This window comes from Perlucidibaca sp. (assembly GCF_057084925.1).
On record NZ_JBXMRC010000013.1, the window covers coordinates 127,090 to 144,245 of the forward strand.

General features: G+C 57.0%; 17 protein-coding genes. 8 read left to right on the forward strand and 9 right to left on the reverse strand.

Going from position 1 to position 17,156, the window contains the following annotated elements; translation table 11 throughout:
- The first annotated feature begins 207 nt into the window (after positions 1–207).
- From map to AC14IB_RS04695, 7 genes are read left to right on the forward strand one after another with little or no spacing between them, the layout of a single operon-like run.
- Positions 208–1,002 (forward strand): type I methionyl aminopeptidase, encoded by a 795-nt coding sequence (gene map, locus AC14IB_RS04665; RefSeq protein WP_484230780.1) that lies wholly within the window; start codon positions 208–210, stop codon positions 1,000–1,002.
- The gene (locus tag AC14IB_RS04670) at positions 999–3,605 is read left to right on the forward strand and encodes a [protein-PII] uridylyltransferase (protein ID WP_484230781.1); all 2,607 of its coding nucleotides are present in this window, start codon (positions 999–1,001) and stop codon (positions 3,603–3,605) included. Before map ends, AC14IB_RS04670 begins: the two co-directional genes overlap by 4 nt.
- On the forward strand, positions 3,605–4,801 hold the full coding sequence (gene dapC, locus AC14IB_RS04675) for a succinyldiaminopimelate transaminase (protein WP_484230782.1): 1,197 nt from the start codon (positions 3,605–3,607) through the stop codon (positions 4,799–4,801). The genes AC14IB_RS04670 and dapC overlap by 1 nt, the downstream gene beginning before the upstream one ends.
- 42 nt (positions 4,802–4,843) lie before the next feature.
- Positions 4,844–5,668, forward strand: a complete 825-nt coding sequence (gene dapD / locus AC14IB_RS04680) for a 2,3,4,5-tetrahydropyridine-2,6-dicarboxylate N-succinyltransferase (RefSeq protein WP_484230783.1) — start codon at positions 4,844–4,846, stop codon at positions 5,666–5,668.
- 28 nt (positions 5,669–5,696) lie between these two features.
- Entirely contained in the window at positions 5,697–6,611 is a 915-nt protein-coding gene (gene cysD / locus AC14IB_RS04685; protein WP_484230784.1) for a sulfate adenylyltransferase subunit CysD, read from the forward strand.
- Entirely contained in the window at positions 6,611–8,269 is a 1,659-nt protein-coding gene (cysN, locus tag AC14IB_RS04690) for a sulfate adenylyltransferase subunit CysN (protein ID WP_484230785.1), read from the forward strand. Before cysD ends, cysN begins: the two co-directional genes overlap by 1 nt.
- Positions 8,269–8,607, forward strand: a complete 339-nt coding sequence (locus tag AC14IB_RS04695; protein WP_484230786.1) for a Spx/MgsR family RNA polymerase-binding regulatory protein — start codon at positions 8,269–8,271, stop codon at positions 8,605–8,607. Before cysN ends, AC14IB_RS04695 begins: the two co-directional genes overlap by 1 nt.
- Positions 8,608–8,616: 9 nt before the next feature.
- Here the strand turns inward: AC14IB_RS04695 and AC14IB_RS04700 are convergent, their stop codons facing one another.
- Complete coding sequence (locus AC14IB_RS04700; protein ID WP_484230787.1) at positions 8,617–9,129, reverse strand: TIGR00645 family protein; 513 nt, start codon at positions 9,127–9,129, stop codon at positions 8,617–8,619.
- Between the two features lie 83 nt (positions 9,130–9,212).
- On the opposite strand from AC14IB_RS04700, the gene AC14IB_RS04705 reads away from it, so the two are divergent.
- A complete protein-coding gene (locus AC14IB_RS04705; protein ID WP_484230788.1) occupies positions 9,213–9,917 on the forward strand; it encodes an SIMPL domain-containing protein in 705 nt (234 codons plus the stop codon).
- A gap of 22 nt (positions 9,918–9,939) precedes the next feature.
- On the opposite strand, the gene AC14IB_RS04710 is transcribed toward AC14IB_RS04705, so the two are convergent.
- From AC14IB_RS04710 to AC14IB_RS04745, 8 genes are all read right to left on the reverse strand, one after another.
- Positions 9,940–10,401, reverse strand: a complete 462-nt coding sequence (locus tag AC14IB_RS04710; RefSeq protein WP_484230789.1) for a DUF6882 domain-containing protein — start codon at positions 10,399–10,401, stop codon at positions 9,940–9,942.
- Positions 10,398–11,132 carry a pyridoxine 5'-phosphate synthase gene (gene pdxJ / locus AC14IB_RS04715; protein WP_484230790.1) on the reverse strand — a complete coding sequence of 245 codons (735 nt, stop codon included), beginning with the start codon at positions 11,130–11,132 and terminating at the stop codon, positions 10,398–10,400. The genes AC14IB_RS04710 and pdxJ overlap by 4 nt, the downstream gene beginning before the upstream one ends.
- Complete coding sequence (recO, locus tag AC14IB_RS04720; RefSeq protein ID WP_484230791.1) at positions 11,129–11,860, reverse strand: DNA repair protein RecO; 732 nt, start codon at positions 11,858–11,860, stop codon at positions 11,129–11,131. Before recO ends, pdxJ begins: the two co-directional genes overlap by 4 nt.
- Positions 11,861–11,886: 26 nt before the next feature.
- A complete protein-coding gene (gene era, locus AC14IB_RS04725) occupies positions 11,887–12,846 on the reverse strand; it encodes a GTPase Era (protein ID WP_082968763.1) in 960 nt (319 codons plus the stop codon).
- On the reverse strand, positions 12,833–13,558 hold the full coding sequence (rnc, locus tag AC14IB_RS04730; protein ID WP_484230792.1) for a ribonuclease III: 726 nt from the start codon (positions 13,556–13,558) through the stop codon (positions 12,833–12,835). Before rnc ends, era begins: the two co-directional genes overlap by 14 nt.
- Positions 13,555–14,382 (reverse strand): signal peptidase I, encoded by an 828-nt coding sequence (gene lepB, locus AC14IB_RS04735; protein ID WP_484230793.1) that lies wholly within the window; start codon positions 14,380–14,382, stop codon positions 13,555–13,557. Before lepB ends, rnc begins: the two co-directional genes overlap by 4 nt.
- 27 nt (positions 14,383–14,409) lie before the next feature.
- Positions 14,410–16,203, reverse strand: a complete 1,794-nt coding sequence (lepA, locus tag AC14IB_RS04740; protein WP_484230800.1) for a translation elongation factor 4 — start codon at positions 16,201–16,203, stop codon at positions 14,410–14,412.
- Positions 16,204–16,311: 108 nt separating this feature from the next.
- Positions 16,312–17,156, reverse strand: an 845-nt coding sequence (locus AC14IB_RS04745; protein ID WP_484230794.1) for a PDZ domain-containing protein, incomplete at its 5' end; no start/stop codon positions are given.

The window sequence follows — 17,156 nt, forward strand, 5'->3', positions numbered from 1 at the left end:
AAGTTTCTCCAGTTGGGTTATGGCCTCGCAACAGCCCCAATTACCAACACATTTTTCTCAATGAGCACCCGGTAATCGTGTCGACTGTTGGTCGGATTTAAAAATACACACTTCGTATGTTTGCCGAAATGCGGCGCGCTTTATACCATAGGCGACTTCTAAACCTCAACCACTGCGTGAATTCGCGGGGTTCGTCCGGGACATTGCATGAGCACGCTGATTAAGACCGCTGAAGAAATCGACAAAATGCGCGTGGCTGGCCGTCTCGCCGCTGATGTACTAACCATGATTGGTGAGCACGTTAAAGTCGGTGTCAGCACTGAGACACTGAATCAGATCTGTCACGACTACATCGTCAATGTTCAAGGTGCTATTCCGGCGCCACTGAATTATCGCGGTTTCCCGAAAAGCATCTGCACGTCGGTGAATCAGGTCATCTGTCATGGCATCCCCAGTGACAAGAAAATCTTAAAGGATGGCGACATCATCAATGTCGATGTCACGGTCATTAAGGATGGCTATCACGGTGACACCAGCAAAATGTTCTTTGTTGGCCAACCTTCCATTTTGGCGCAACGATTGGTTCGCGTAACGCAAGAGTGCTTATACAAGTCATTGGCGTTGGTTCGTCCTGGCTGCACGTTGGGCGACATCGGTGCCGTCATTCAGCAACATGCACAAGCGAACCGCTATTCAGTGGTACGTGAATACTGTGGTCATGGCATTGGCAAAGTGTTCCATGAAGAGCCACAAATTCTGCATTACGGTAAAGCCGGTGAAGGCATGGCGCTGCAAGCAGGCATGACCTTTACCATTGAGCCTATGATCAATGCCGGTTCGCACCACACGAAATTGCTGCCCGATGAATGGACCGTGGTAACCAAAGACCACAAGTTATCCGCGCAGTGGGAGCACACCATTCTCGTCACGGATACGGGCGTCGAAATTCTGACCGCACGCCCCGAAGAAGACTTTACGTTCCTGAGCGAGCGTGCCGCATGAGCACCTCCCCTTCAGACAAAGCCAGTCTGAAAGCGGCGCAGGCCGAACTCATTGAGCGCTTTAAGGAAGGTCGTGACATTCGCCTCCTAGTACGCGAATGGGCCAATGCGATTGATGACGTCCTGCGCCAAGCCTGGGTCAATCTAGGCTTAGATCAGTTTAATGATCTCGCTCTCTTAGCTGTGGGCGGCTATGGCCGTGCTGAGCTTCATCCGGCATCGGACGTGGACGTGTTGATACTGCATGACGGTGCAGAGCTCCCCACGGGCGCCGAAGAAGCCGTTAGCCAGTTCATCACGCACTTGTGGGATCTGGGGCTGGATATCGGCTCCAGCGTGCGTTCGCTCTCGGACTGCGTGCGGCTGGCGACGGAAGACATCACCATCGCCACCAACATCATGGAATCGCGCACGCTGGTGGGTGACGAGCGCCTGCGTCGCGACATGCAGCGCCTGACCGGACCGGATCGCTTGTGGCCGGGAAAAGCCTTTTTTATTGCCAAGCGCGATGAACAAATTGCGCGTCATGCCAAGCACAACAACACCGAGTACAACCTAGAGCCGGACCTCAAAAACGCACCCGGCGGGCTGCGCGACATCCAAACCATTGGCTGGGTCGCCAAGCGCCACTTTGGTGCCGATACGCTGCGTGATTTAGTGGCGCATGGCTTTATTACCGAGGCCGAGTTTGTTGAGCTAGATGAGTGTCAGTGCGTACTTTGGCGCATTCGATTCGCGCTCTACATCGTCAGTGGTCGCAGCGATACGCGTGTGCTTTTCGACTACCAGCGACGCATGGCCGAGCTTTTTGGCTATGGTGATAGTCAGGCTAATCGCGGCGTCGAGCAGCTGATGCAAGGCTATTACCGCGCAGCCATGCGCATTTCCATGCTCAATGAAATGCTGCTGCGCTACTTCGACGAAGCCATTCTGGGCGAAGACGAAAGCGCTCCCGTGGTGGCGCTCAACAGCCGTTTTCAATTGCGTAATGGCATCATTGAAGTCACCTCCGAAGACGTGTTTAAGCGCTACCCTTCGGCCCTGCTAGAAATTTTTGTACTGCTGGGTGATCACCCTGAAGTCACTGAAGTTCGCGCCAGCACCATTCGCCTGATCATGCAGCATGCTGTGCTCATCGATGACAACTTCCGCAACGACATTCGCAATAAGTCCTTGTTTATGGAGCTGTTGCGCTGCCGCACCGCCCTGTTTTCCTCGCTGCGCCGAATGAAGCGTTACGGTATTTTGGGCCGCTACATTCCGGCCTTTGGCGCCATCATCGGCAAAATGCAGTACGACCTCTTCCACATCTACACGGTGGATGCGCACACGCTACTGGTGCTGAAGAACATGCGTCGCTTCCGCTACCCCGAAGTGGAGGAACGCTTTCCGGTCGTCGCCAAAGTCGCCAAGAATCTGCCAAAAATTGAGCTGCTCTACATCGCCGGCTTATTTCACGACATCGCTAAGGGTCGCGGCGGCGATCACTCCGAGCTGGGCGCGGTGGATGCCCATGACTTCTGCATTGAGCACGGCCTCGGCAAGTGGGATGCCAATTTGGTGGCCTGGCTGACCCAGCAACATTTGGTCATGTCAGTCACCGCGCAGAAGAAAGATGTGTCTGATCCTGATGTCATCAACGAGTTCGCGAAGAAAGTCGGCGACATTGTGCACTTGGACTACCTCTACGCGCTCACGGTGGCCGATATCTGCGCCACCAACCCGACGCTATGGAACTCCTGGCGCGCCTCGCTGTTACGCCAGCTCTACACGCAGACCAAGCGCGCGCTGCGTCGCGGCCTAGTGAATCCGATCGACAAGCAAGAGTGGATCATCGAGAACCGCGCCTCGGCGCTGGAGCTGCTCGAAGAGCATCAGGTCAGCAGCAGTCAGGCCGAAGCGGTCTGGGACAGCCTGGGCGACGACTATTTCCTGCGCGAGTCGGCGAAAGACATCGCCTGGCACACCACGGCACTGCTGCGTCACGGGCCGGATGCCGGACCACTGGTGCTGGTGCGCGAAAATCACAGCGAGCCCTACGATGGCGCCACGCAGATCTTCGTCTACACGCGCGACCTGCCGAACTTGTTCGCCGCCACCGTGGCCGCGCTGGATCAGCTGCACCTGACCGTCATGGATGCGCGCATCATCACCTCAAACAACGGCTTTTCGCTGGACACCTACATCGTGCTCGATGAAAACGGCGACCGCATTGCCGACAGCGCGCGCTTGGCGCATATCGGCAACGAGCTGCGCCAGAGTCTGGCGCGCCCGGATCAGTTCCCGGTACTGGTGCAGCGCCGTCTGCCGCGCCAGCTCAAGCATTTCGATGTACGCACTCAGGTCAACCTGAGCAATGATCTGGTGCATCAGCGTACCGTGATCGAGGTCATCACACTCGACCGCCCGGGCTTGCTGGCGCGCGTCGGCCGCATCTTCATGGAGCACGGTGTTAATTTGCAGAACGCGCGTATTGCTACCCTGGGTGAGCGTGCAGAGGACGTGTTCTTTCTCACGGACGCCGCTCAACAACCGCTTTCCGATCCCGAGCTTTGCGAGCGCCTGTGCGCCGCCTTGCGCGAGCAACTGGACCAGACCTCCTGATGAATCCCGATCTGTCGCTGCTGCATCCCTACCCGTTCGAGAAGCTGGCCACGCTGTTCAAGGGCCATGCCGCACCGACACAGCTGAAGCCGATTGCGCTCTCCATCGGCGAGCCCAAGCACGCTTCGCCGGCCTTCGTGGCGGAAGCCATCGCCCGCCATATCGGCGGCCTGTCGAGCTATCCGACCACGCTCGGCCTGCCGGTGCTGCGCGAAGCTATCGTCCAGTGGCTGACGCAACGCTTCGGTCTGAAAGCGGTAGATGCCGGCACGCAGGTACTGCCGGTCAATGGCACGCGTGAAGCGCTGTTTTCGTTCACGCAGGCAGTGGTGGATCGCAGCGTGAGTGAGAAGCCGCTGGTGCTCATGCCCAACCCGTTCTATCAGATCTACGAAGGCGCCGCCTTGCTGGCTGGAGCAGAACCGGTATTCCTGCCCTGCACACCCGCCACCGGCCTGCAGCCCGACTTCGATGCCGTGCCCGATACGGTGTGGGCGCGCACGCAGCTGTTGTTCATTTGCACGCCGGGCAATCCTACCGGCGCATTGCTGAGCATGGCCACGCTGAAAAAGCTGATTTCGCTGAGCGATCGCTTCGGTTTCATCATCGCTTCCGATGAGTGCTATTCGGAAATCTACTTCGACGAAAGCCTGCCGCCCGTGGGCTTATTGCAAGCCTGCGCTGAACTCGGACGCGACGATTTTAAGAACTGCGTGGTCTTTCACTCTTTATCAAAACGCTCCAACCTGCCCGGCCTGCGCTCCGGTTTTGTCGCGGGCGATGCTGCCGTGCTCAAGCAATATCTGCGTTATCGCACCTATCACGGCTCCGCCATGCCGGTTCAGCATCAATTGGCCTCAACAGAGGTCTGGCAAGATGAGGCCCATGTGAGGGACAATCGCGCCCTTTATCGCGACAAGTTCGCGCGCGTGCTGGCCATACTGAATCCGGTACTGCCACTGCAGATGCCCGAAGCGGGTTTTTACTTTTGGGCACGCACGCCGGGCTCCGATGAAGACTTCGCCCGCGAACTGCATGCGCAGCAAGCCGTTACCGTGTTGCCGGGCCGCTATCTGGCTCGCACCGGCAGCGATGGCCGCAACCCGGGCGAAGGTCATGTGCGGATGGCGTTGGTTGCCAGTGTGGCGGAGTGTGTTGAGGCCGCCGAAAGAATTCGATCCTTTCTTCAGAAGTGATTCTTGGGAAGTGATTTTTGTTTTGCCTGATTGGAGAGAGTCATGTCGCTTGCCACGTTTATTGAAGACGCTTTTGAGCGCCGCAACGAATTTTCGCCGAAGTCGGCCCCACAGGATGTGCGCGATGCGGTCAACGAAGCCCTGACCCTGCTCGATAGCGGCGCCGCCCGCGTCGCCGAGAAGGTGAACGGCGACTGGCAAGTCAACCAGTGGCTAAAGAAAGCCGTGCTGCTGTCGTTCCGCTTAAATGACAATGTGCCGATTCCGGCCGGTGGCGGCATGCAGTTCTACGACAAGGTGCCGACCAAGTTCGCTGATTGGACGCCGGAGCAATTCACGGCCAGCGGCATTCGTGTCGTACCGCCTGCAGTGGCCCGTCGCGGCAGCTTCATCGCCCGCAACACGGTGCTGATGCCCTCCTACGTGAACATCGGTGCTTTTGTCGATGAAGGCTCGATGGTCGACACCTGGGCCACTGTTGGTTCATGCGCTCAGATTGGCAAGAATGTGCACCTGTCCGGCGGCGTCGGCATCGGCGGCGTGCTGGAGCCGCTGCAGGCCAACCCGACCATCATCGAAGACAACTGCTTCATCGGTGCGCGCTCGGAAGTGGTCGAAGGCGTGATCATCGGCGAAGGTTCGGTGCTGTCGATGGGCGTGTTCATCGGCCAGTCGACCCCGATCTACGACCGCGAAACCGGCGAGATCAGCTATGGCCGCGTACCCGCCGGCTCGGTGGTTGTGGCTGGCTCGTTGCCCCGCGACAATGGCCGCTACAGCCTGACCTGCGCCGTCATCGTGAAGAAGGTCGATGCCCAGACCCGCAGCAAGACCAGCATCAACGAACTGCTCCGCATTGCGGACTGAACCCGTTTCTTAAAGAGGACACGCGCGCATGTCGCTCCCCGAACACCGCATGACTCACCTCAAGGCGCTTGAGGCCGAGTCCATCCACATCATCCGTGAGGTTGCTGCCGAGTTCGACAACCCGGTCATGATGTATTCGATCGGCAAGGATTCGTCCGTGATGCTGCACCTGGCGCGCAAGGCCTTTGCGCCCGGCAAGCCGCCGTTTCCGCTGATGCACGTGAACACGACGTGGAAGTTCAAGGAAATGATCAGTTTCCGCGATCGCATCGCCAAGGAAGCCGGCATGGAGCTGATCTCGCACACCAACCCCGATGGGCTGGCGGCGAACATCAACCCATTCGATCACGGCAGCTCGAAATACACCGACATCATGAAAACCCAGGCGCTGAAACAGGCGCTGGACATGCACGGTTTCGATGCCGCCTTTGGCGGTGCCCGCCGCGATGAAGAGAAGTCGCGCGCCAAGGAGCGCGTCTACTCCTTCCGCGACAAGCACCATCGCTGGGACCCCAAAGTGCAGCGTCCGGAGCTGTGGAACCTGTACAACGGCCGCATCAACAAGGGCGAGTCGATCCGCGTGTTCCCGCTGTCGAACTGGACCGAGCTGGACATCTGGCAGTACATCTACCTCGAGAACATCGAGATCGTGCCGCTGTACTTCTCGGCCGTGCGTCCGGTGGTCGAGCGTGATGGCATGCTCATCATGGTGGATGACGAACGCCTGCCGCTGCGTGAAGGCGAAGTGCCGATGATGAAGAACGTGCGCTTCCGCACGCTCGGCTGTTATCCGCTGACCGGCGCCGTCGAATCCGACGCTGTCACCCTGCCGGACATCATTCAGGAGATGCTGGTCACCCGCACCTCGGAACGCTCCGGCCGCGCCATCGACCACGATGAATCGGGCTCGATGGAAAAGAAGAAACGCGAAGGCTATTTCTAATGATCATTGAACGTATCGACAATATTCAGGACTACCTGCACCAGCATGAACACAAGGACATGCTGCGCTTCATCACCTGCGGCAGCGTGGATGACGGCAAGTCCACCCTGATCGGCCGCCTGCTGCATGACTCGAAGATGATCTTCGAGGACCAGCTCGCCGCCATCACGCGTGACAGCGTTAAACATGGCACCACCGGCGAAGTCGTCGATCTCGCGCTGCTGGTGGATGGCCTGCAGTCCGAGCGCGAACAGGGCATCACCATCGATGTGGCCTACCGTTTCTTCGCCACCGACAGCCGCAAGTACATCATTGCCGACACCCCCGGCCACGAACAGTACACGCGCAACATGGCCACCGGTGCCTCCACAGCCGATGTCGCTGTGCTGCTCATCGACGCCCGCTACGGCGTGCAGGTGCAGACCCGTCGCCACAGCTTCATCTGCTCGCTGCTGGGCATCCGCCACTTCGTCATCGCCATCAACAAGATGGACCTGGTCGGCTTCAGCGAAGCCCGCTACAACGAGATCAAGGCCGAGTACGAGGCCTTCGTGGCCCAGCTCAATGTGCCGGACGTGCGCTATGTGCCGATGTCGGCGCTGAAGGGCGAGAACGTCGTGCACCAGAGCACACAGATGCCCTGGTACACCGGCACGCCGCTGCTGGAACTGATGGACACGCTGCCGATTCAGCGCGCCGTGCCGCTGGGCAAGTTGCGTCTGCCGGTGCAGTACGTGAACCGTCCGAACTTGGACTTCCGTGGCTTCTGCGGCACGCTCGCCGCCGGCAGCGTGAAGCCGGGCATGGCGATCAAGGCACTGCCGTCGGGCAAGACCTCGACGATCAAATCGATTGTGGTCTGGGAAGGCGAGCTGGCTGAGGCCCATGCCGGCCAGGCCATCACGGTCACACTCAACGACGAAATCGACATCTCGCGCGGCGACATGATCATCGCTGCCGATGACGATCTGACCATGAGCCATGCCTTCCTCGCGCATATCGTGTGGATGCACGAGCAGCCGCTGACGGTCGGCAAGACCTACGACTTCAAGCTCGGCACGACCTTCACCTCGGGTCAGGTCACGGAAATCGTGCACCAGATCGATGTTAATACGCTGGCCACCAGCGCAACCGACAGCCTGGCGCTGAACGGCATCGCGCTCTGCCGCGTGCAGCTGACCCGCGCCGTCGCATTCGACAGCTATGCGCTGAGCAAGGCTACCGGCAACCTAATAGTCATCGACCGTCTGAGCAACATCACGGTCGGTGCCGGCATGGTGCAAGAGCGTGCCAAGACCCTAAGCGATATCGAACAGCTGCCCGCCGTCACGGCTGCTGCGCGTGCTCGTCGCCTCGGCCACCCGTCGATGAAGTTGGTGGTGGAAGCCAGCGGTGCGCGTGAATTAGCAGAGCTTATTGAGCGCGCGCTCTTCCAAGCAGGCGCGTTGCCAGTGGTAGTCAATGCTGACGATCAGGCCATAGAAGCGCTGCAAGCAGCGGGTTTGCTGGTGATTGTGGCGGATGAAGTGGTCGGTGAGCGCAGCCTGCGCATTCGTGGCAGTGCCGAAGCGATTGCACCGGTACAGCTGGCGAAGAGCAACAGTGAAGCGGCCGAGCAGGTGCTGAAGCTGCTGCGTGAAACAGGACTGATGGGCTAATGCTGCAGATCTGCGGCATCAAAGCCTGCGACAGCATGAAGAAAGCTTTCGCCCGCCTCGATGCGGCGGGCGTGGCTTATGCGTTTCAGGATTTCAAAAAGATGCCGCCGAGTGCTGAACAGATTTCATTCTGGTTAGCGCATCTGCCCGCTGATCAGTTAGTGAATCGCCAAGGTACAACGTGGCGCCAGCTCTCTCCAGAAGCGCAAGCTGCGCTGTCGGATACGTCAGCGCTAACAGCCTTGCTCATTGCCAAACCCAGTCTAATTAAACGCCCCCTGCTCATACACGATGAGCAGGTGACGGTGGGCCTGAACTCCCCGCTACTCCCTGCTTAACAGTCCAGCTTAGTGTGACTTCTTAGACTTATTAATCATCCAGTCGGTCACCGCAATAAACCCTGCAGACACTACCAGCACCATGTGAATAATCACTTCCCACTTCAGGGTGTGCTCGGAAATGTTGCCTGCATCAATAAAGCTACGCAGCAAATGAATCGACGAGATAGTAATCAGTGCCATGCCCAGCTTGACCTTCAACACGCCGGCATCCACATGCGCGAGCCACTCGGGTTGATCCCGATGATCCTGCACATCTAAACGACTCACGAAAATTTCGTAGCCACCAATAATCACCATCACCAGCAAGTTAGCGATCATCACCACGTCAATGAGTGAAAGCACATTGAGCAGGATGTCATCTTCCTTCAGGATGCCGAGATTAATCGTTAGGTCCCACAGCTTGAGCAGGAATTTGTAAGAATAGATGCCCAAGGCCACGATCAGGCCGAGATACATCGGCAACTGCAACCAACGGCTCCAGAAAATAAAACTACCTAAGGCTTTCGTTGTATTACTCATGTCATCCTCCAAGACGTTGAAGCGTATTCTACGAAGCAACTGTGCGGTCGCACAGGCCTACACGCAATTGGAGTAACGATTTCATGACGCAAAATACGCTTAAAGCCTGTGTACTGGCGATGACACTGCTTAGCACAGCCAATCTGGCCCTAGCTTCAGATCATCAAAGCCCACGAAACCGCGTCGATTTTCAAACGGAAGTGAGCCAAGTTCTGCCCAATGACCTGATGCGAGCCACGCTCAGCATCGAATTATCCGATAAAAATCCGGGCCAGTTAGCTCGTGCCTTAACACTGGCCATGAACGAAAGCCTGGCCAAGGGCCGCAACTTCAATACCGTTAAGTTGGCCTCCGGCAATCAACAAAGCTGGCCGGTGTATAACGACAAACAGAAACTAGAGAACTGGCGCGGCCGCGCTGAACTGAATCTGGAATCTAAAGACTTTAAAGCGGCGGGTGAGTTACTCAGTCAACTGCAAGACAAGCTGCAACTTCAAGGCTTGAACTTTGTGGTGTCCGAAGAAACCCGTTTGGCCGCTGAGAAAAAGCTCACAACGGATGCGATTGCCGCATTCCGCGAGAAGGCCGATGCCGTTCGCCAAGCCTGGGGCGCCAAGAGCTATAGCTTAGTGCAAATGAACCTTGGTAGCAGCGGTGGCGGTGGTGGCTACCCTCGGCCACCCATGATGATGATGAAGATGGCTGATGGCGCACCCGCTGCCGAAATGGCAGGCGGTGATAGTCGTGTTTCGGTCAATGTGAGCGGCAGCATTGAGTTAAAGAACTAAGCGCGGCGGGCTGGAAGAGGTGTTAAATCAAAGCCTCTTCCAGCGCCAAAAAAAGCCAGGTGTCACGATTGGGGGCGCGATAGCATCCCACGGCATTCAGAGACGCAACAGCCGCCGCAGCCAGCTCCCAGGCCATGGTGTCATCGGCTGTAAATGCCTCACCATCAGCAAAGCAGTCATAGTCTGTTTGTTCACGCAATGCCTTCAATCGTTCAGCACGCTCTCGCGCTGTCTGCGGTAACTTGGCATTCGCCCACGCCCACTTCCATGTCTCTTGCGCGCTGGCATACGTACCAATCGGCGTCACACGGAATCGAAGCTGCTCACGGCCATCTTGCGTGAGAAAGCAGAGCACGGAGGAGTCCTGCTCCAATTTCCAACGACTAAAGCGATCTAGGCCAAACTGACTTTGAAGAAGTGCCTGCTTGGCTTGCAGCGCCTGCGCGCAATCGGCAATAAAAACCTCGAATTGCTCTTCGTTCATCGGCTACGACGCGCCTCCTGCATTAAGTCTTTCATATCACGCACCGCCGTGGCCAAGCCGCTAAACAAGGCGCGTGCAATCAGTGCATGACCAATATTGAGCTCATGAAATTGTGGCAAGGCGGCAATACGCGCGGTGTTGTGAAAATTCAGGCCATGACCTGCGTTCACCACCAATTTGCCGTGGGCATATTCTGCAGCCAATCGAATGCGCTCGAACTCATGTTCAATTTCTGCCGGACCTTCAGCGTCCGCATAGGCGCCGGTATGCAGTTCAATCGTGGGGGCTCCGGCACGAATCGCCGCGTCAATTTGTGACGGCTCGGGGTCAATAAACAAGGAAACATCCATGCCCTGCCGCCCCAAACGCTGGCATGCGGCTTGAATGCGAGAGAAGCCGCCCACCACATCAAGGCCGCCCTCAGTGGTGAGTTCTTCGCGCTTTTCCGGCACGAGGCACACATGTTTAGGGCGGATGATTTCAGCGAACGCCAGCATGTCTTCCGTCACAGCCATCTCAAGATTCATGCGTGTTTGCAGCACCTCAGCGAGGATGCGCACATCCCGCTTTTGGATATGGCGGCCATCTTCACGGGGATGCACAGTAATGCCATCAGCACCATGCTCTTCGGCAATGAGCGCAGCGTGCACCGGCTCTGGATATCGCGTCCCGCGCGCCTGACGCAGCGTGGCAATGTGATCAATATTAACGCCGAGGTATAACGGACTCATGGTGTACGCTCCTGTGCTGGCCTAACCATAGCAGCAAATAAATCACGACTTTTTAATGGCTTACCCGCGAGAAGAGGCTCTAGCGCCAAGCGATACAGCCACTTTGCTAAACGCCTGCGGTCGGGTGTATCCAGCGTGTCTGCGGCGACGGCCATGATATCCCCCCCTAAACAAGCGCCCGATTGCCCATCGCGAGCCGGCAGCCAGCCCTGCTCGGGATAAAACTGGTAGTACTGGTCTGCGGCCAAAGGCTGCTGAGTATCTGCCTGATGCGTCTGGCTGGCGACTTGGCCCATGGTGTCGAGCAGCTGTCGCTCAAAACGGCGCAAAACAGGCTCTATGCCCCTAACCTCCGGCTCGACAAGCTCACTTAACTCGCCTATAGCCCCCGCGTAGGCCACAAAAAGCTCCGGTTGCGGCAACTCACGCGGCAATAGGCGCACCAGCAGTTCATTCAAATACAGTCCGGAAAATAAGGCGGGGCCGACGAGATTCAAGGCCGGACCTGCAGCTTCATGAGCAGGAATTTGCTTGAGTTCGCCAGTGCCTGCCAACTGCACAAAATAGGGTTGAAACGGGGCTGGCACGACACGACCTTTGCTCCGCGCTCCGCGCAACACCGTTCCGACTCGACCCAGCTCAGGCAGTAGCCATTCTGCCAACACGCTGGTTTCGCGATACGCGCGTGCGTGGAGCAAATAGGCAGGCTGCCAGGCTAGTTCACGCATGGCTGCGGAAAGGCCTCGGTAGCAACTTAAAGGTCACCATAGCCCAAGCTTTTCAGAGCGCGCTCATCATCGGACCAGCCGCCTTTGACCTTGACCCACAGCGACAACATGATCTTGCTGTCGAACAGTTTCACCATATCGAGACGCGCCTCAGTGCCAATCAGCTTCAATCGCTGGCCACCATCACCAATGACGATCTTCTTCTGACCATCGCGCTCGACCAGAATGCAGGCGGAGATACGCAACAACTTGCCTTCTTTCTTGAACTCTTCAATTTCAACCGTGATCTCGTAGGGAATTTCCTCACCGAGCTGACGCATGATTTTTTCGCGCACCAGTTCGGCCGCGAGAAAGCGCTGCGAGCGATCCGTGATCTGGTCTTCATCGTAGAACGGCGGCGAGAACGGCAGACGCTGGCCCACGGCTTCGTGCAACTTGTCGAGGTTATGGCCCTTCAGTGCCGATACCGGCACCACTTCAACAAAGGGTAGGCGCTGCGAAAGTTGCTCAATATGCGGCAATAAGGCGGCCTTATCCTCAATGGTATCGACCTTGTTAATGACCAGCAGCACCGGCACATTGACCTTTTGCAGCTTGGTCAGCACCAGCTCGTCATCCGGCGACCACTTCAGGCCGTCGACCACGAACAGCACGACATCAACATCCTTCAGCGCTGAGGTCGCGGCCTTGTTCATGTAGCGATTGATGGCCTTGCGCTCTTCGCCATGAATGCCGGGCGTATCCACATAAATCGCCTGCACCTTGTCACGCGAGACGATGCCGAGCATGCGATGGCGCGTGGTCTGCGGCTTGCGCGAGGTGATGGCGAGCTTCTGCCCGAGGATGTGATTGAGCAAGGTCGACTTGCCCACGTTCGGCCGCCCGACGATAGACACATAGCCGCAGCGATAGTCGCTGGGCACGGTATTCGCGGGGTCGGCGGCCGAGCCCGAAAAGAATGAGTTGATGATGTCATCGGATGCCATTTTTCTGCCCTGCTCCCAGTTCCAGCACGGCCAGCGCAGCGGCGGCAGCCTGTTGTTCAGCGACGCGTCGGGTGACGCCCTCGCCTTCGGTCATAATGTCTTGATGCGCGGACACTGCACTCGCGGCGAGCAGACAACGCACTTGAAAATGTTGTTCGTGTGCCTCGCCCGTAACACTGACCAATTCATACGTTGGTAGCGCCAGCTTGCGTCCCTGCAGAAACTCCTGCAAACGGCTTTTAGCGTCCTTCAATGCATCGCTTGCTTCGATGGTTAACAAGCGCTCACCATACCAACGACGAATATGCGCCTGCATATCGGGCATGGCCACTCCGTCTAAGTGCATGGCCCCGATGATGGCCTCGACCGCATCCGCTAGCGTCGAATCACGACGATAGCCACCACTCTTCAACTCGCCCGAGCCCATGATGAGGAACTCACTCAGCTTCCATTCATGCGCCAGAATCACCAAACTTTCTTCACGCACCAGCGTCGCCCGCAAGCGCGACAGGCGGCCTTCGTTCTCGTCTGGAAACTGCTGGTATAGGCAATCGGCGATGACAAAATTAAGCAGGCCATCGCCCAGAAACTCGAGGCGCTCATTATTGCGCTTACCCGAGACACTGCGATGCGTTAGCGCCAGCTGCAACCAAGCCTCATTTTGGAACTGATAGCCCAAAATGCGCTGGAGGCGCGCTAATGGCTGCGTCACTCAATGCTCCCGTTGCGATTAAAGACCGGTAGGTTCAAGCCCGGCTTTTTGTGCATCCAAATGTAAAACGCCTTACCCACAATCAGGTCCTCGGAGACAGGCCCCCAAAAGCGACTGTCGTTGGAGTTATCACGATTATCGCCCATGACAAAGTAATGACCCGCAGGCACGGTATATGACCAATCACCGCCAGTGGGCTCGCGACCTATCTCCTCACGCGTGGTATGAACTGCGCCAAAGATGTTTTCACGCCAAACTTGCTGCCAAGGCTCAATCGCTGGCTCTTGCGACAGTAACTCGCGCTTAGCCTCGACCCCATTGATAAAAAGCACTTCACGGCGGCTTTCAATGAGATCGCCAGGCAGACCCACCACTCGCTTGATGTAGTTCATGTTTGGACTGGTCGGAAACTTAAACACCATGACCTCGCCACGCTTGGGCAGATCTACGGGCAAAATTTCGGTGCCTAGGACCGGCAAACGCACGCCGTAAGCAAATTTATTAACGAGCACGTAATCGCCAATTTCTAGCGACGGCAACATGGACCCCGAAGGAATCGTAAATGGTTCCGCCAGAAAGGAGCGCAGCACCCAGACAACCGCCAGCACCGGGAAAAAGCTGTGCGCTGTTTCAAATAACCACGGTTCTCGCAGCAACTTTTGCTCAGCATCCGCCGGCAAGGCCGCACCTTGGGCGGCGGCTGCCGCTTGAGCTGCTTTTAGTCGCCGCTGACGAATCGGTTTTAGCGCGGAGGCATCAAAACCCCACAGCAAACCCGTTATTAATACGGCTAAGGTCAGCACCAATGAAAAATCAATATCCATGAACGCTCCCGCGCGGCTTCGCTTGGTTTACTTATCGACCTTGAGTACCGCGAGGAAGGCTTCCTGCGGAATTTCGACGTTACCCACTTGCTTCATTCGTTTTTTGCCTTCTTTCTGCTTATCCAGCAGCTTGCGCTTACGGCTGACGTCGCCGCCATAGCACTTGGCCAAAACGTCCTTACGCATCGCTTTAACGGTTTGACGCGCAATGACCTGAGCGCCGATCGCCGCCTGAATCGCCACATCAAACATCTGACGGGGAATCAGTTCTTTCATTTTTTCGACAATGATCATGCCGCGATAACGTGCATTCTGCGTGTGGCAAATCATGGCCAGCGCATCAACCCGCTCGCCGTTAATCAAAATATCCACGCGAGCCAAGCTGGCAGGTTCAAATCGGCTGAACGCATAGTCTAAGGAGGCATAGCCACGCGAACAGGACTTCAACCGGTCAAAGAAGTCGAGCACGACTTCACCCATGGGCACGTCATAGGTCAGCGCCACTTGTTTGCCATGAAAGAGCATGCTCTTCTGCGTGCCGCGTCGCTCCTGACACAGCTTGATGACATCGCCGACATACTCCGGCGGCACCAAAATATGACACTCGGCAATCGGCTCACGGAACTCTTCAACCGATCCGGTGTCCGGCAGCTTAGAGGGGTTGTCGACGTAAAGCGTCTCGCCCTTCTTGGTAATAATCTCGTAGATCACGGTTGGTGCCGTGGTCAGCAAATCGAGGTTGTATTCGCGCTCCAAGCGTTCCTGCACGATCTCCATGTGCAGCATGCCAAGGAAGCCGCAACGGAAGCCGAAGCCTAGAGCGTCAGACGACTCCGGCTCGAAGAACAGCGCCGAATCATTGAGCGTGAGCTTGGAGAGTGCGTCGCGGAACGGCTCGTAATCATCGGAGGTGATGGGGAACAGTCCGGCGTAGACCTGCGGCTTGACCTTCTTGAAGCCGGGCAGCATATCCACATCGGGTGTGCCAATCAGGGTCAGCGTATCGCCCACCGGCGCGCCGAAAATGTTTTTGATGCCGGCGATGACAAAGCCGACTTCACCGGCATGGAGACCGTCCGTTTCGCTGTGCTTGGGGTTAAACACACCCACGCTGGTTACCAGATGGCTCTGACCGGTGCTCTTCACCAGAATTTTGTCGCCTTTTTTCACGCGGCCGTGCTTCACGCGCACCAGCGAGACCACGCCGAGGTAGTTGTCGAACCAGGAGTCAATGATTAGCGCTTGCAGTGGCGCACTGCGGTCCCCCACAGGGGCAGGAATGCGCTGGATCAACGCTTCCAAGACATCAACAACGCCCAAACCGGTTTTGGCCGAGCACTGAGGCGAATCAATGGCTTCAACACCAATAATTTCTTCAATTTCTTCGCAGACACGATCGGGGTCTGCCTGCGGCAGGTCGATCTTGTTGAGCACAGGCATCACTTCCAAGCCCTGCTCGATGGCCGTGTAGCAGTTGGCTACAGACTGGGCTTCAACGCCCTGAGCTGCATCCACGACCAACAAGGCCCCTTCACACGCTGCCAGCGAACGGCTGACCTCATAGGAGAAGTCGACATGGCCTGGGGTATCGATGAAGTTGAGCTGATAGGTCTCACCATCGATTTTCGAGGTGTAATAGAGCGTGACCGAGTGGGCTTTAATGGTAATGCCACGCTCACGCTCAAGATCCATGGAATCAAGCACTTGTGCTTGCATTTCACGATCTTCCAGACCGCCGCAAATCTGAATAAATCGATCGGCCAGCGTCGATTTGCCATGATCAATATGGGCGATGATAGAGAAATTGCGGATGTTCTTAATTTCGGACACAGCGACTCAGCCAGAATGTTTCTGCAAGGGGGCGCATAGTGTAGCCGATTCGCCCCGCCCCGGCGAAAACCTGCGGGGCGGCAGCGAAATTACTTCGAATTATCGCGAGGCATCCTGAGGTTCTAGCTTCAACGCCAGAATTAAGGTGCTGCCCCGACGCAAAATCGCCACGGGTACAGTGACCCCCGCATTGAGCTTACGGGCTGCCGCAACAAACTCACGCGCACTGGTGATGGCTGTGCTGCCCAAACGGGTAATTACATCGCCGTTACGCAAGCCGGCATCGGCACCCGAGCCTTCGGCCACCTTAACAACCAAGGCTCCGCCTGCGAGTTTCAGAGAGGCTTTTTCCGACTCCTGTAAATCGCGCAAGGTCAGACCTAAGCGCGACAAATCTGGGCTAGCCGCTTTGGTAGTTGCTACTTGCTCTTCCGGGATGGGCTGGACTTTGACTTGAAGCTGCAAGGCCTTACGGTCGCGCACGACCATAAGGGGGTAGGTCTCACCCACCTTGGCGCGGCCAATGGCTTGTGGCAGCTCAGCCGCAAGGTTAATCGCCAGTCCATTGAACTGCGTAACCACATCGCCCGACTTCAAACCCGCTTTGCCCGCCGGTGAATCGGCCTCAACGCTGGCAATCAATGCACCTGCTGGACGCTCTAAGCCATAAGCATCGGCCAACTCTTTGGTCACTTCCTGAATGGAAACACCCAAGTAGCCACGACTGACCTTGCCCTTATCCCGTAGCTGCGCAACCACTTCCATGGCCACATCAATAGGAATCGCAAACGAAACGCCCATGAAGCCGCCGGAGCGGCTGTAGATTTGCGAGTTCACGCCAACGACCTCGCCGGCTGTATTAAATAAAGGGCCGCCCGAGTTCCCGGGGTTAATGGCCACATCGGTTTGAATAAATGGCACATAGGCTTCATTGGGCAGGGCAC